The sequence below is a fragment of the Pseudomonas urmiensis genome (assembly GCF_014268815.2).
Classification (GTDB): Bacteria; Pseudomonadota; Gammaproteobacteria; order Pseudomonadales; family Pseudomonadaceae; genus Aquipseudomonas; species Aquipseudomonas urmiensis.
The window spans coordinates 3,398,559-3,413,350 of record NZ_JABWRE020000001.1 but is presented as its reverse complement, the minus strand read 5'-3'; the positions used below and the strand labels follow the sequence as shown (position 1 = coordinate 3,413,350).

At 51.6% G+C, this 14,792-nt stretch carries 15 protein-coding genes; 12 read left to right on the top strand and 3 right to left on the bottom strand.

Annotated elements, in window-relative coordinates; translation table 11 throughout:
• The first annotated feature begins 36 nt into the window (after window positions 1-36).
• From kdsA to HU737_RS26435, 6 genes are all read left to right on the top strand, one after another.
• Window positions 37-897, top strand: coding sequence for a 3-deoxy-8-phosphooctulonate synthase (gene kdsA / locus HU737_RS15425; RefSeq protein WP_186554771.1), 861 nt, complete (start codon window positions 37-39; stop codon window positions 895-897).
• A 3-nt stretch (window positions 898-900) separates the two neighbouring features.
• Entirely contained in the window at window positions 901-1,860 is a 960-nt protein-coding gene (locus HU737_RS15420) for a KpsF/GutQ family sugar-phosphate isomerase (RefSeq protein WP_186554772.1), read from the top strand.
• 32 nt (window positions 1,861-1,892) lie between these two features.
• Complete coding sequence (locus HU737_RS15415; protein ID WP_186554773.1) at window positions 1,893-2,990, top strand: acyltransferase family protein; 1,098 nt, start codon at window positions 1,893-1,895, stop codon at window positions 2,988-2,990.
• Window positions 2,991-3,630: 640 nt separating this feature from the next.
• Window positions 3,631-5,016 carry an undecaprenyl-phosphate glucose phosphotransferase gene (locus tag HU737_RS15410; protein ID WP_186554774.1) on the top strand — a complete coding sequence of 462 codons (1,386 nt, stop codon included), beginning with the start codon at window positions 3,631-3,633 and terminating at the stop codon, window positions 5,014-5,016.
• Between the two features lie 21 nt (window positions 5,017-5,037).
• Window positions 5,038-6,279 carry an O-antigen ligase family protein gene (locus tag HU737_RS15405; RefSeq protein WP_186554775.1) on the top strand — a complete coding sequence of 414 codons (1,242 nt, stop codon included), beginning with the start codon at window positions 5,038-5,040 and terminating at the stop codon, window positions 6,277-6,279.
• A gap of 120 nt (window positions 6,280-6,399) precedes the next feature.
• Window positions 6,400-6,615, top strand: coding sequence for a transposase (locus tag HU737_RS26435; protein ID WP_367616037.1), 216 nt, complete (start codon window positions 6,400-6,402; stop codon window positions 6,613-6,615).
• A 273-nt stretch (window positions 6,616-6,888) separates the two neighbouring features.
• Here the strand turns inward: HU737_RS26435 and HU737_RS15400 are convergent, their stop codons facing one another.
• Window positions 6,889-8,046, bottom strand: coding sequence for an acyltransferase family protein (locus tag HU737_RS15400; protein WP_186554776.1), 1,158 nt, complete (start codon window positions 8,044-8,046; stop codon window positions 6,889-6,891).
• Window positions 8,047-8,535: 489 nt separating this feature from the next.
• Here HU737_RS15400 and rfbC point away from each other — a divergent pair, with 489 nt between their 5' ends.
• The 5 genes from rfbC (at window position 8,536) to HU737_RS15375 (ending at window position 12,578) form a co-directional block, all read left to right on the top strand.
• Complete coding sequence (gene rfbC, locus HU737_RS15395; RefSeq protein ID WP_186554817.1) at window positions 8,536-9,081, top strand: dTDP-4-dehydrorhamnose 3,5-epimerase; 546 nt, start codon at window positions 8,536-8,538, stop codon at window positions 9,079-9,081.
• 120 nt (window positions 9,082-9,201) lie between these two features.
• A complete protein-coding gene (gene rfbB, locus HU737_RS15390; RefSeq protein WP_186554777.1) occupies window positions 9,202-10,272 on the top strand; it encodes a dTDP-glucose 4,6-dehydratase in 1,071 nt (356 codons plus the stop codon).
• Window positions 10,269-11,165 (top strand): dTDP-4-dehydrorhamnose reductase, encoded by an 897-nt coding sequence (rfbD, locus tag HU737_RS15385; protein WP_186554778.1) that lies wholly within the window; start codon window positions 10,269-10,271, stop codon window positions 11,163-11,165. The genes rfbB and rfbD overlap by 4 nt, the downstream gene beginning before the upstream one ends.
• Window positions 11,166-11,169: 4 nt before the next feature.
• Complete coding sequence (gene rfbA / locus HU737_RS15380) at window positions 11,170-12,051, top strand: glucose-1-phosphate thymidylyltransferase RfbA (protein ID WP_186554779.1); 882 nt, start codon at window positions 11,170-11,172, stop codon at window positions 12,049-12,051.
• A 185-nt stretch (window positions 12,052-12,236) separates the two neighbouring features.
• Entirely contained in the window at window positions 12,237-12,578 is a 342-nt protein-coding gene (locus HU737_RS15375) for a ComEA family DNA-binding protein (RefSeq protein WP_186554780.1), read from the top strand.
• A 46-nt stretch (window positions 12,579-12,624) separates the two neighbouring features.
• Here the strand turns inward: HU737_RS15375 and HU737_RS15370 are convergent, their stop codons facing one another.
• Complete coding sequence (locus HU737_RS15370; RefSeq protein ID WP_186554781.1) at window positions 12,625-12,792, bottom strand: DUF2897 family protein; 168 nt, start codon at window positions 12,790-12,792, stop codon at window positions 12,625-12,627.
• A 182-nt stretch (window positions 12,793-12,974) separates the two neighbouring features.
• Between HU737_RS15370 and pyrF the strand changes: the two genes are divergently transcribed.
• Window positions 12,975-13,676, top strand: coding sequence for an orotidine-5'-phosphate decarboxylase (pyrF, locus tag HU737_RS15365; RefSeq protein WP_186554782.1), 702 nt, complete (start codon window positions 12,975-12,977; stop codon window positions 13,674-13,676).
• A gap of 83 nt (window positions 13,677-13,759) precedes the next feature.
• Here pyrF and HU737_RS15360 read toward each other — a convergent pair whose 3' ends face one another.
• Window positions 13,760-14,761, bottom strand: a complete 1,002-nt coding sequence (locus tag HU737_RS15360) for an NADP-dependent oxidoreductase (protein ID WP_186554783.1) — start codon at window positions 14,759-14,761, stop codon at window positions 13,760-13,762.
• Between the last annotated feature and the right edge of the window lie 31 nt (window positions 14,762-14,792).

Sequence of the window (14,792 nt, the reverse complement as noted above, 5' to 3'; positions counted from 1 at the left end):
CTTTTATCCCAATACTTTGAAAGGCGAAAGTTACCAATGCCCATCGATGCTGTTACCGTCCACATTAGTGAGAAAATTGCTGTTGCGAATAATAAACCGTTCGTACTGTTCGGTGGTATCAACGTGCTTGAAGACTTGGACAGTACCCTTCGTGCGGCCGAGCATTTTGTAGAGGTCACCCAGAAGCTGAATATCCCTTATGTATTCAAGGCTAGCTTCGACAAGGCAAATCGCAGTTCAATTAGGTCATATCGTGGTGTCGGCTTGGAGGAAGGCCTGCGTATGTTTTCGGAGGTGAAGGCGCGCTTTGGCTGCCCAATCATTACTGACGTGCATGAGATCGAGCAGGCAGCGCCTGTTGCCGAGGTCGTTGATGTGCTGCAGCTTCCGGCTTTTCTCGCCCGTCAGACTGATTTGGTAGTGGCTATCGCCAAGACCGGGCGCGCGGTAAACATTAAAAAGCCTCAGTTCCTTTCACCTTCGCAAATAAAACACATTACTGGGAAAATTCAAGAAGCTGGTAATGACAAAATAATCTTGTGCGAGCGCGGTAGTCAGTTTGGCTATGACAATTTGGTAGTCGATATGCTCGGTTTCCAAGAAATGATTGAGGCGTCGGGTGGTTACCCCGCGATTTTCGATGTTACCCATAGCTTGCAACGGCGTGATGCCGGCAGCGAGGCTTCAGGTGGGCGCCGCCGTCAGGTCGCAGAGCTTGCCCGAGCGGGTATGGCTGTAGGTTTAGCCGGGTTATTCCTGGAGGCTCATGCAAATCCCGATCAGGCGCGATGCGACGGCCCTAGTGCTTTGCCGCTGGATAAGCTAGAACCTTTCCTGGCTCAAATTAAGGTTTTGGACGATATTGTGAAGGCTTTCCCAGTTATGGATATTTGCTAACCCATGGAACATATTACGAGTAAGGTTGAGCTTATGCTGAATTATGTAGCCTCGGCGCGGAGGGTTTTCCAAATCGAGTCTGAGGCTGTAGCTGCGCTCTCAGACAGGATTGACGAGAATTTCAGTAAAGCAGTAGCTCATATAGTGAGCTCCCATGGTAGGGTAATCATTTGCGGTATGGGAAAGTCTGGGATCATTGGTAAGAAAATAGCAGCCACGCTCGCAAGTACCGGTACGCCAAGTTTCTTTATGCATCCTGGTGAGGCCTATCATGGTGATTTAGGTATGGTGGCAAGCGCGGACGTGTTTATTGCTATTTCTAACTCTGGGGAGACTGAAGAAGTTGTCAAGCTGCTGCCTTTTTTAAAGGATAATGGAAACTTCCTGATTGCAATTACCGGAAATCCATCATCTTCGTTGGCGCGAGCCGCAGATTGTCATCTTGACGTTCGAGTTGATCAAGAAGCTTGCCCTTTGCAACTAGCTCCCACATCTTCTACTACTGCTACCTTGGCGATGGGGGACGCTTTAGCGGTGACCTTAATGGAGGTCAGAGGATTTAAGCCTGAAAATTTTGCTCGTTTACATCCAGGTGGATCTTTGGGTCGTCGTCTTTTACGCTTTGTCGAAGATGAGATGGTAGAGGACGAACTACCGTTTGTGGGTGAGGGCGCAAAAGTCTTAGATGTAATCCAGGCAATGACTCATGCGTCATTAGGGTTGGCGATTGTTAGATCAGATACAGGCTGGGGGGTGATAACTGACGGAGATATTCGGCGGGCGATTGAATGCTACGGCGAAGAAGTGTTCTCCAAGACAGCTCAGGAGCTGATGAGCGCGGATCCTGTAATGATTTGTACGGGGACTCGAATAGAGGATGCTTTGGCAGTCATGGAAAAACGTCAGATTACCGCTTTGCTAGTGCTAAAGGGTGACGATGTTGTCGGCGTGTTTAAAAAGTAATTAGCTGCTCTGGGGCAGTTGGGGGGCAGGGAATGGATACGCGGGTCTTGACGGGATTGAGGTTTTTAGCTGCAGCGATAGTTGTGGTTTTTCATTTTGGTAGTAATGTCGGCTTGGTGGATTCTGTCGGGAAAGGATTTCTGACAGCAGGGCCACAAATGGTTGGTTTTTTCTTTGTGCTCTCCGGCTTCATTATGGCTTATGTTTACTTGGAACGTCCTAGATTCCATGTTGGTGAGTATTTCATTGCTAGGTTTGCTAGAATTGTTCCTGTATACATGCTGGCATTATTGGTGCTTTTATGCTTCAGGTCTTTTGGTGTTTGGCAATTGATTGTCGACGTGACCCTTCTTAAAGCATGGTTTCCTCAATTTGCTGGCTGGGGAAACTATCCCGGGTGGTCAATTTCTGTCGAGCTATTCTTCTATGCACTATTCCCGTTAGCTCTCTTCTTGATGAGAGAAGTTAAGGCTTCGGCATTTTCCTTTTCTGTCTTTGCAATCTTGGTCTGGGCTTTTTCACAGCTTGTACTTGCTAATCTGTTTTATTCAGATTTCTACAAGGTTGGTGGGAAATTAAGTCATGCATTGATATTCTATTTTCCAATATCTCACTTGGCAAGTTTTATAGTTGGACTTGCAACCGCGTTTTTGTTAATAGCTTATAAGGCAGATTTGGCATCGCGCCGGGCGGTGCTACTCGCATTTTTTGGGGTCCTGGCGTCGGCGTGCGCTATATATTTTGCGCTAAATTTCCGTGTTTCCAGTTTGCTTGGATTTAAGATATTGAATGCAGCGGGCGGATTAGCTCCGCTTTACGCTTTCTTTATTTTCGCTATAGTGGTTTCCTCTCGTTTGTTTTCATGGCTATTGGCGAATAGGATTTCAGTTATTCTGGGTGAAGCTAGCTATGCTCTTTATATATTGCAGCTGCCTGTGTTTCTAGCCTTCAAGGCATTGTTTTCTGAGTGGTATGTCCGCGCAGGAGATTCTGCATTCTATTTGTATTTTCTGTTTCTTGTTTTTCTTTCAATCGTTGTGTTTGTATTCGTGGAGCGGCCTTTTCGGGATATGGTGAATAATTCTTATCGAAAGCTTGCCTTGAAGCGCAAGGAGTTATATGTGGTGTAAGTTTACTTTTTGGCCTAAGCACAAAGGTACCGCTAATGCTACATTCCAGTAAATCTAGCGGCTGTTGTGTTGTGATGATTTTTTGATGTTTTTTTCAACTGGCTTTTGATCAAGTGCGCGTGAGAATAAGAAGATGGGTTTGGTCTTCTTGCCAGCAACTTTCTTATTTCTGTACCTAAGTTGTGCTAGTGACGATATTCCTCTTCGCCGAATTTCCCGGCGTTGGTTCGAGATTATCGTAAAGGGGCAGGGTACGTGCTCCAGTGCTGCGTTGATGGCAGCGTCGGCATGTGAGGTTGGCTTCTTTTTCACCTACGGAACTGGGAGAACCCAGCTTCGTATCGGCTACCTCCTCCGGCGCCTATGCGAGGGTTTTGGCCACTAACGGCCTCGGGATGATATAGTACCTATCAAAGTCAGTAAGCTGCCAGGTCGCGCTTTTTCATTTACCTTAGAGGTATGTGAGCTTGAGCTTGCGGGCCTATCCTTGGTCATGAAATCATCTGGCTAAAGGGCAGGCCGAATCGGACGCCCCTGCGACGCGTTTGAGTAAGCTTTCGGAGTTTCCTTAGATATCTGTGGTAAAGGGCAGTATTATTGCCTTCATCGTTCGCGTTCAGTCGGAGTTTTCGTAAAGGATATGCAAGCTATCCCTCGTTATAGGCCAACCTTTGCCGAGCGTTATCCCGTGCCCTTTTTTGTGGCGCTACTGGATTTTTTGACAGTCCTCCTAGCAGGAATCCTGGCTCATTACTACCGTTTCGGCACCTTAGAAATGACCGGTCGCTATAACAGCGCAACAATGCTGACGGCGATTGTGGTCGTGCTTTGTCTGGGAATGGGGGGGGTGTACGGCTCCCAACGAGGGTACGCATTCCTTCGTCAGTTCAGTGTGCTGCTGGCTGGCTGGTTAGCGGCGGCGGGTATTCTGTTGTCGTTGACTTTCTTTCTTAAAATATCCGAAAACTACTCACGAATTTGGTTTAGCACCATGCTTGTAGCGGGGGGGGGATTAAGCCTTTTGCTTCGGTTGAGCGTCTTTTTACTGTTGAGACGTTTGCGAGCTTCAGGGCTGAACCTTAAAACAGTCCTACTCGTGGACTCGGGAGGGAGGTTGGCAAGCCAGTTGAGTAACGGCCCTGCGCTCGACGAGTATGGTTTCAAGGTCGTTTATAGCCTGCCCTTCCAATTGGAAAAAGCCTGGCTGGAAGAACTAGTTGCAAAGGTTAACGAATTGGGAGTACATGAGGTCTGGTTATGCTTACCGCTGAGCGATGGGGGTGGGATTCATTCGATTATGTATGCGCTTCGCCATCATACCGTTGCGGTTCGATTTATTCCAGAGTGGGAAGACATCCCGCTTTTAAACCACAGGGTGAGTCATATAGCGGGAGTCTATTCACTGGACTTGAGTTGCAGTCCCATGGATGGACCCCCTCGCTTGCTGAAGCGATTGGAGGACCTTGTAGTCGGTTCATTAATTTCATTGATGATTGCTCCGATTTGTTTAATTATTGCAATAGCAATAAAGTTGACTTCGAAAGGCCCTGTATTGTTTAAGCAGTATCGGACTGGTATTAATGGGAAATGCTTTAAAGTTTATAAGTTTAGGTCTATGGTGTTGCATGATGAGAATTCGGGGGGGGTAACGCAGGCGACTCGAAACGATTCGCGTATAACGAAGGTTGGTGCTTTTTTAAGGCGAACAAGTCTTGATGAGTTACCGCAGTTTTTCAATGTCTTGCAAGGTCGCATGTCTATCGTGGGCCCGCGACCTCACGCGTTATCACATAATGAATACTATAAAGAATTGGTTGAGTCCTATATGCAGCGGCATAAGGTCAAGCCCGGTATAACGGGCTGGGCGCAAGTCAGTGGTTATCGTGGCGAGACTGATACGCTCGAAAAGATGCAAAAAAGAGTAGAGTATGATTTGTGGTATATTGATAATTGGTCGCTTTGGCTCGATTTGCGAATAATTGTCATGACTGTGTTTAAAGGTTTTGTTAATAAGAATGCGTATTGATTTGGTGATAAGACAAAAGTTATGAATGGAATCAAGCTAGAGCGGTTGAGCTCGTTAGCTTCAAATGCAAGCTGGTCGAAACTGATGCTTTGGATGTTGGCTGTAGGTTTTTTTATACAGCTCAGTGGTAAAGTCTGGCTGGTATCAGGCAGTGCTCGAAATACTCAAGTCTACATATGGCTATTACTGCCGGCGCTTCTCTTATCTCTCCATAAGCTCATTTTAAAGCGTGATTTTAGGCTTGACTTACAATATCTACCGTGGGCGTTATTTCTTGGTTGGGTGGCCCTGAGTACTTTGTGGGCAACGGCGGGCGAATCCAGTGCTTTGTCACTCGCGAAGCGCGGTGTTTTTGTCGGCTTGTACTTGCTAGCTATTCATATGCTACTCAATCGTCACGAAGATTTGTTTCGACGTGTCTTGCTCGTCTCATTGGTTGTAGTGGCCTTCGGTGCTCTAGCAAGTTTGATTTATCAATATGGTGTGTTGGATAAACCTAAAGCATTCAGAGCTTATCGAATTGACCGAATGGGAATTGGCGATTTGGTAAATTACGGTTGGCCTGTAGCGGCAGGAATTTTCAATGGAGCTGTCGCTACTTGGGTGATAGGGGTAGTGTTAGAGAGGCGAAGCGATCGTCGTAGTTTCCTGTTTTGGCTGATGCTTTTTTTTGTATTAGCTGCTTATGTTTTTATGACAGGTACCCGGGGAGCGTGTTTCGCCCTAATGGGTAGCTGTATATTGGCAGTGTTGATGCACCGCTCCAAGCGTGGTTTGTGGGGGATTTGCTTATGTATCCTGCTCACTCTTGGTGCGGGTATTATCCTCTGGGATCAGATTATTGAGGAGGTAAGCAAACGTCAGTTATCTGGCCGCGGGCCAATCTGGGATTATTACTTCCAGGTTATGTCAGGCCATTGGCTATTTGGACATGGTTTAGGAACACCGTTCACGTATTTATGGCCGGATGGGAAGATGATTTCTCCTCATGCTCACAGTCTCTTCTTGCAGCAAGTATATGATAGTGGGCTAGTCTCACTTTTCTTGATGGTTATAGGTCTAATGGGGTTGTGCTATAGGGCTTGGACGCTGCGAGATAACCCATGGATCCGGCTTGCATTCCCTGCTTTACTTTTTGCGATAATCGCGATGTTGACTGATGTCGAACGAATTTACACGCGGCCCGGTGATTACTGGACGGTCTTCTGGCTGCCGGTTGCCATCTTGTTAGCAGTGTCAAATAAAAAGCCGCACGCGCATTAGATTCTTTACTTAACCCCGAGAAAACCAATCGGCGCGCTGGAATAGCATTAATTCTAGAGAGTTTCCAGCCATCTACGGAAGGAATTTTTTGATGGCAAAGCGTTACCAGCTCTCTGAAGCTTGGGCGGTGGTTGCTTAGATTTTAGCCAAACCCGTGGTAGAGGGCGGTCCCGATTAAGCGACCGCCTGATACTCGATGGCTTGCTCTGGATGCTCTGCTCGGGTGTTGAATGGCGAGATGTACCACATTGTTTGGCCCATGGGCACTATGATCAACGGTGCTGTGGCTGGCGAAAGCTGGAGGAATTCGATCACATGCTGAACACTTGCATCTGAGATTGTTTGAGCAAGGCGTGATCAAGATGATCAACTCAAGCGCAGTAAGCGAGCCTCATCTGGCACTCGGAAGAAAGAGGGCTGTCGATCATGATCTGTTCCGCAGTCTTGATGGCCAGACAACTGAAATCCACGTGCAGGAAGGTTCTTCTGGGATTCATACTATATTTTCACAGTGCCTAATGTAGCTCGGCCGTATTTTGTTGTGCGAGATCTCGGCTGAAAGCTTTAATTGCTTGCTGTTCGTCGAGTTTGTGTGAGTTCACGATATGCTTATTTGATCGTGATTTCTGATGTTTTAATCTGCTCTTCCATGCTGGAGAGTGGCTTGGATTTTGTTATGAATGGAAGCTCAAGATATTTGTGCTGAATGGCGGATGCCCCAAAGATGAGTGTTGTTCCGATGAAAGTTACTAGGATGTAGTTTTGGGGTTCCTGTGTGCCTATGTTTAGAATGTTTGCAAACAGTACTCTGTTGAGAATTAATAAGGGTGCGTGAAGCAAGTATATGCTGTAGCTTATCTCACCAAGATATCTAAGTGGCTTGGATTCTAGGATAGTGGGTTTGCACAGCGTAATGAGTAAGAATAGAGAGGATGATACGATGAAGTGTTTTACGCCGTATTGTTGATAATTGGATGTAATTAAGTAGTAAATCAACGAAAGGATGCACAGTCCGCAAAGAAATTTTGTCGCGGTGGAGGGCTTTGTTTTTTGGGCCAATATATAGGCAATGCCGCCAGTGAGGAAGTATCCAGCAAATGTGGTTCCCGTGCTTGCTAGTTCATATCCAACAGCTGCAAACATAATCGACAGGCCTGCGCCAATGCCTGTTCTTGCTACTAGGTAAGTAATGAATGGAAGTGTGATGTAAAAAATAATTTCATATTTAAGCGTCCAGATTACGCCGAATACGAGATCAAGAGGAACGCTTGCAAACATCTTTCCCTCGCCTTTTCCTGCAAACCCGAAAAAAAGCATGTCTGCAAGGCTGGGTATTTGTTCGGTCGAGGCTTTTGTTATATCTCCGTAGGCGAGCACGGTAATTATTCCTAGCGCATAGAATGCTAGGTATGCCGGAAGTATGCGTCTAACTCGAGAGCGGTAAAAAGTACTCCATGAGAAAACACCTTTTTTGGCGATTATCTGACCAAAGAATAGAAAGCCTGTAATGCAAAAAAAGATCTGTACACCAATTGGGCCATAATTGGCTCGGCCGTCGAATAAGAATGATATTCCATTGCTTGACGGTGTCGTCCTCCAAAAATGAGTCACAACTACCACTACCGCTGCAATGCCTCTAAGTCCATCTATATAGGCGAATCTATTATTATTGATGCTTCCAGCGCTACCGTGTTTTATTGTTGTTGCCCAAGCAAATGCTATAAATAATGAAAAAATTATTAAAGGTAGTAAGTTTGAGAGGGTCATAGCATATCGACAATTATTTGTTTGAGTTTGCAGCTTTTAACATGTTTTACAAATTTTATCAAGTTTTGACTGAGTGGCGTACGCGTGGACTATCGATTGTAATAAAGCTTTTCTGTATGCCGCTATGAACCGGCAATTTTTATGTCGCGGGGACTGGCTTCGGACCTGCTATTTTACCATTTTGTGTAGTGATAAAGTCCGTTTTATTGTAGGACATGATAGCTGAGAACTCTGGATAATGACTCAGTTGTAATCGTTGTTTGGGCGTATTGCTGGCATTAGGGCGGCAGAGGTCTGGTTCATAGTCATAAGGACGGAGGCGCTCGCTCGTTTTCTCGGAGAGGCGCATATTCGCGGACCGGTGGTGTGGACCGAAAAACAAGAGGACGGGGTGGCGAATTTTCTGGATCCCTTCTGGCCTACGGATCCGTCATCAGTCGCCCGCAGTATCGCAATGAGATGTATAATCTGCTTTTTTTGGTGATTTCTGTGAAAGCAACCGCTTTAGCTATTCCCGATGTTATTCTCTTCGAACCTCGCGTGTTTGGCGACGATCGAGGGTTTTTCTTCGAAAGTTTCAACCAGCGTGTTTTTGAAAATGCTGTCGGGCGGCATGTAGAGTTTGTTCAGGACAATCACTCCCGCTCCGCCCAAGGGGTCCTGCGTGGCCTGCACTATCAAGTCGAGCAGGCTCAGGGCAAACTGGTCCGTGTAGTCGCGGGGGAGGTGTTCGACGTGGCGGTCGATCTACGGCGTAGCTCTGCGACATTCGGGCAGTGGGTAGGTGCATATCTCTCTTCTGAGAACAAGCATCAGCTCTGGGTACCGGAAGGTTTTGCTCATGGATTTGTAGTACTGAGCGAGGATGCTGAGTTCCTATACAAGACCACCGATTTTTATGCGCCCACTCATGAGCGTTGCCTGGCATGGAATGACCCGCAGATCGGCGTCGACTGGCCCTTGAGTGCACCACCCTTACTATCTGATAAAGATTTGCGGGGTAAACTGCTTTCTGAGGCCGAATGTTTCGGTTAAATATTGCCTAACTGGTGAGCGCTAATTCCGATCCCAACCCCAAGGTTGTTTCAGAAAGTGGGAAGGCACAGGTGGCTCTCCTGGTAACCCTCTAACGATGCTATTGAAAAGATCCGAACAATGACTATCTTAGTAACCGGCGGAGCCGGCTTCATCGGCGCCAACTTTGTCCTGGACTGGGTAGCTCAAGCAGATGAGCTGGTCATCAACCTGGATAAGCTGACCTACGCGGGCAACCTGCAGAGCCTGGCGTCCATCGATGGTAACCCCAAGCACCTGTTCGTCCACGGCGATATCGCCGACTCGGCGCTGGTCGAGAAGTTGCTGGCCGAGCATCAGCCGCGTGCGGTGATCAATTTCGCCGCCGAGTCGCATGTCGATCGTTCGATTCATGGCCCGGAAGACTTCATCCAGACCAACATCTTTGGCACCTTCCGCCTGCTCGAAGCGGTGCGCGCCTACTGGAAAGCCTTGCCGGGCGATACGCAGCAAGCGTTCCGTTTCCTGCATGTTTCCACCGACGAAGTCTATGGCTCCTTGGCGCCTGACGCTCCGGCGTTCACCGAGACGCACCAGTACGAGCCCAATAGCCCTTACTCGGCGAGCAAGGCGGCCAGCGATCACTTGGTGCGTTCCTACCACCACACCTATGGCCTGCCGGTTCTCACCACCAACTGCTCCAACAACTACGGCCCGTACCACTTCCCGGAAAAGCTCATCCCGCTGATGATCGTCAACGCGTTGGGTGGCAAAGGGCTGCCGGTCTACGGTGACGGCCAGCAAATCCGCGACTGGCTGTACGTGAAAGATCACTGCAGCGCGATTCGCCGGGTGCTTGAGGCGGGCACGGTGGGCGAGGTCTACAACGTTGGCGGCTGGAACGAGAAGCCAAATCTGGAGATCGTTAACCGCATTTGCGCTTTGCTCGATGAGCTGCGCCCGCGCGCTGATGGCAAGTCCTACAGCGAGCAGATCACCTTCGTCACCGACCGCCCAGGCCATGACCGCCGTTACGCCATCGATGCGCGCAAACTCGAGCGTGAGCTGGGCTGGAAGCCTGCGGAAACCTTCGAGACCGGTATCCGCAAGACGGTCGAGTGGTACCTGAGCAACTGGCAGTGGGTTGAAAACGTGCAGTCGGGCAACTACCGCGAGTGGGTCGAGAAGAACTACGGCGAGCGCAGCGAATGAAGATTTTGCTGCTTGGTAAAGACGGCCAGGTCGGCTGGGAGCTGCAGCGCAGCCTGGCGCCGCTGGGAGAGCTGCTGGCCCTTAACTCCAAGAGTCAGGATTACTGCGGTGATCTCGCCAATCTGCAAGGTTTGGCGCAGACCGTCCAGGCCTGGGCGCCAGATGTGATTGTCAATGCGGCGGCTTACACCGCGGTAGACAAGGCCGAGTCCGAGCAGGCGCAAGCTCATCGCGTCAACGCCGAGGCGCTCGAAGTGCTCGCGCAGGCCGCTGCACGTTCAGGTGCGCTGCTGGTGCATTACTCCACTGACTATGTCTTCCCAGGGGAGGGTCAAGCGCCCTGGCGCGAAGAAGACGTGGTGGGGCCGCTGAATGTCTATGGTCTGAGCAAGTTGGCTGGAGAGCAGGCTATTCAGGCGTCGGCGTGCTCGCACCTGATCTTCCGCACCTCGTGGGTGTACGCGGCGCGTGGCAATAATTTTGCCAAGACCATGCTGCGCTTGGCTGGCGAGCGAGACACCCTTGGGGTAATCGATGATCAGTTCGGCGCACCAACCGGTGCTGAGTTGATCGCAGATGTGACGGCGCATGCGATCGTCGCCTGGCGCGCCAAGCCTGAACTGGGTGGGCTCTACCATCTTGCAGCAGCGGGTGAAACCACCTGGTGTGGCTATGCGCGATACGTTCTTGAGCTGGCTGAGCAGATGGGCATTGAGCTGAAGGTCAAGCCGCAGGCAGTCTCGGCGTTGACCACTGACGCCTACCCCACGCCTGCGCGGCGGCCGGCCAATTCGCGACTCGATACGCTAAAACTTGAAAAGGCTTTCGGTTTGCAGCTTCCTGACTGGCGCCTGGGCGTTGCGCGGATGCTGACGGAAATACAAGGGAAATAACCGCATGAAACGTAAAGGCATCATTCTGGCAGGCGGCTCGGGTACTCGACTGCACCCTGCAACGTTGGCGATCTCCAAGCAGCTCTTGCCGGTCTACGACAAGCCGATGATCTATTACCCGCTGACTACGCTGATGCTGGCGGGGATTCGCGACATCCTGATCATTTCCACCCCGCAGGACACCCCGCGTTTTGAGCAGTTGTTGGGCGACGGTAATCAGTGGGGCCTGAATATTTCCTACGCCGTGCAACCCGCTCCGGATGGCCTGGCGCAGGCGTTCATCATTGGTGAGCAGTTCATTGGCAATGATCCGTCGGCGTTGGTGTTGGGCGACAACATCTATTACGGCCACGACTTCCAGCACCTGCTGAGCAACGCCAACAGTCGTGCCACTGGTGCTAGCGTGTTCGCCTACCACGTGCACGATCCTGAACGCTATGGCGTGGTTGAATTCGACGCCCAGGGCACCGCGATCAGCCTTGAAGAGAAGCCGCTGCAACCCAAGTCCAGCTACGCGGTAACCGGCCTGTATTTCTATGATCAGGATGTGGTCGAGATCGCCAAGGCCATCAAGCCCTCGCCACGTGGCGAGCTTGAGATCACCGACGTCAACCGCGCCTACCTTGAGCGTAACAAGCTGTCGGTTGAAATCATGGGCCGCGGCTACGCCTGGCTGGATACCGGCACCCACGATTCGTTGCTCGAAGCCAGCCAATACATCGCGACCATAGAGCGCCGCCAGGGCTTGAAAGTGGCATGCCCGGAAGAGGTTTCGTTCCGCCAGGGCTGGATCAGTGCAGAGCAACTTGAAAAGCTTGCCGCCCCTCTTGCGAAGAATGGATACGGTCAATATTTGCAGCGCTTGTTGCAAGACAAAGTTTATTAATTGGTAAGTTTTTTATCCTCTTCTTGTGCGACTTTTTGCTCAAGAAGAGGACATGAAATGTGACGTCTAATTCAGTAAAGATTCTCACCCTTCGCGCACTTTCACCGGCACTTCAGAAGCGCTAGGTTTGTTTGGCAGCTACGGAAACGCTGCCCTGCAATTCTCGTCTCAATGGAGTGTGCCAAATGCGTAATACCGTCCTTTCCTATCTGTTCCTTCCGCTGTTCGCGGGCCTGTCCTTTTCCCTCAGTGCAGCGCCCAATCCCGCTCCGGCACCCGCTGAACTAACCGCTAGCGCAGTGGCCACACCGGCAACGGTTGCCCACACGACTCGCGTCAATCTCAACGCTGCCGATGCGCCAACCTTGCAAAAGGAGCTGAACGGGATTGGTAAAGCAAAAGCCGAAGCGATCGTGGCCTACCGTGACGCACATGGGCCATTCACTTCGGTCGATGAATTGCTGGAAATCAAAGGGATCGGCAACGCGATCCTGGATCGCAACCGTGACAAATTAACTGTGGAGTAAGCTCAGGTGGCGATGGCCGATCAACTCATGGTCGGCCATCCAGGCTTTAGCGATCTTTGGCTTCCTTGGCATCCATCTCTGCATTGCGCTCATGAACTTTCTTCAACTGCTCTTCGGTCAGCGGCAATTTCTTCGCCGTATCGCGCAGCAGCATCAGCCCACCTACGATCGAGCCAAGCGCTACGATGAGGATCAACCAGGCATACCAGGGCATTGTCTTTCTCCTGCAAAAACGGAAGGCACCGTTTGTATGATTTTTGAGCTGATACCTGTGCCGATGGTTCAATTATAGAGCCCGCCCACACTTGGGCCAATTCTCGTGACCTGCGGGCCCCCATGGCCCCGTCACTTCGTTTACAATGCGCGCCGTTTACGACTTGCCAAGAGACCCCGACCATGTCCGCCTGCCAGACGCCCCTGATCGTCGCCCTCGATTTCCCTACCCGTGAGGCCGCTCTGAAGCTGGCTGACCAGCTCGATCCGGCGCTGTGCCGGGTAAAGGTTGGCAAGGAGCTGTTCACCAGCAGCGCTTCGGGCATCGTCGAGACCCTGTGTGCCAAGGGCTTCGAAGTATTCCTCGACCTCAAGTTCCACGATATCCCCAACACCACGGCGATGGCGGTAAAGGCTGCAGCCGAGATGGGCGTGTGGATGGTCAACGTGCATTGCTCCGGCGGCCTGCGCATGATGGCGGCCTGCCGTGAAGAGCTGGCCAAGCGCAGTGGTCCTCAGCCGCTGCTGATCGGTGTAACCGTACTGACCAGCATGGAGCGTGAAGACTTGGCGGGCATCGGCCTGGACATCGAACCGCAAGAGCAGGTGCTGCGGCTGGCAGCCTTGGCCGAGAAGGCCGGGATGGACGGTCTAGTGTGCTCGGCGCTGGAAGCGCCGGCGTTGAAGGCGGCGCATCCGTCGCTGCAGTTGGTCACTCCAGGCATCCGCCCGGCTGGCAGCGCCCAAGACGATCAACGTCGCATTCTTACCCCGCGTCAGGCCCTGGATGCCGGTTCCGACTATCTGGTAATTGGACGTCCAATCAGTCAGGCAGCGGATCCGGCCCAAGCGCTGGCGGCGGTAGTAGCTGAGATTCGCGGATGAATTGACCGAGTAGGTGCGCGAACGCTGCGCCTACTGAGGTTCGCGCCGGTCACAGCAAGTGTGCCCGGCGCGTGTGCAGCGCGTCAGACCTTCAAAACCAACTTGCCAAAGTTCTCGCCGCTGAACAGCTTGAGCAGCGTCTCCGGGAAGGTCTCCAGCCCGTCCACCACATCTTCCTTGCTCTTGACCTTGCCACTGGCCAACCAGCCGGCGATCTCCTGCGCCGCCTTGCCGTATTCCTTGGCGTGGTCCATCACCACGAAGCCTTCCATCCGCGCGCGATTGACCAGCAGCGACAGGTAGTTGGCCGGCCCTTTGACCGCTTCTTTGTTGTTGTACTGGCTGATCGCCCCGCAAATCACCACGCGCGCCTTGAAGTTCAAGCGGCTCAGTACGGCATCGAGGATATCCCCACCGACGTTGTCAAAGTACACGTCCACGCCCTTGGGGCACTCGCGCTTGAGGCCCGCCAGCACGTCTTCGGCCTTGTAGTCGATCACCCCGTCAAAACCCAGCTCATCCTTGAGGTACTGGCACTTCTGCGCGCCACCGGCAATGCCGACTACCCGGCAGCCTTTGATCTTGGCGATCTGCCCGGCGATGCTGCCCACCGCGCCCGCGGCGCCGGAGATCACTACGGTTTCCCCTTCTTTAGGCTGACCCACGTCGAGCAAGGCAAAGTAGGCGGTCATGCCGGTCATGCCCAGGGCCGAGAGGTAGCGGGGCAGGGGGGCGAGCTTGGGGTCGATCTTGTGCAGGCCCTGCGGTTCGCCAGTGAAGTAATCCTGCACGCCGAGCGCGCCGCTGACGTGGTCGCCGGGTTGGAAACCTGGGTGCTTGGAGGCGACCACTTCACCCACGCCCAGGGCGCGCATGACATGGCCTAGGCCCACTGGGGGAATGTAGGACTTGCCTTCATTCATCCAGCCGCGCATTGCAGGGTCAAGCGACAGGTACAGGTTCTTGACCTGGATCTGGCCCTCGGCCGGCTCACTGGCGGGGACTTGTTCGTAGGTGAAATCGTCACGGGTAACGGCGCCGACCGGGCGTTTGGCAAGCAGGAAGCGGCGGTTGGTCTGGGTCATGGCGAATCTCGCTGATAGTAGGCAAAGCCTG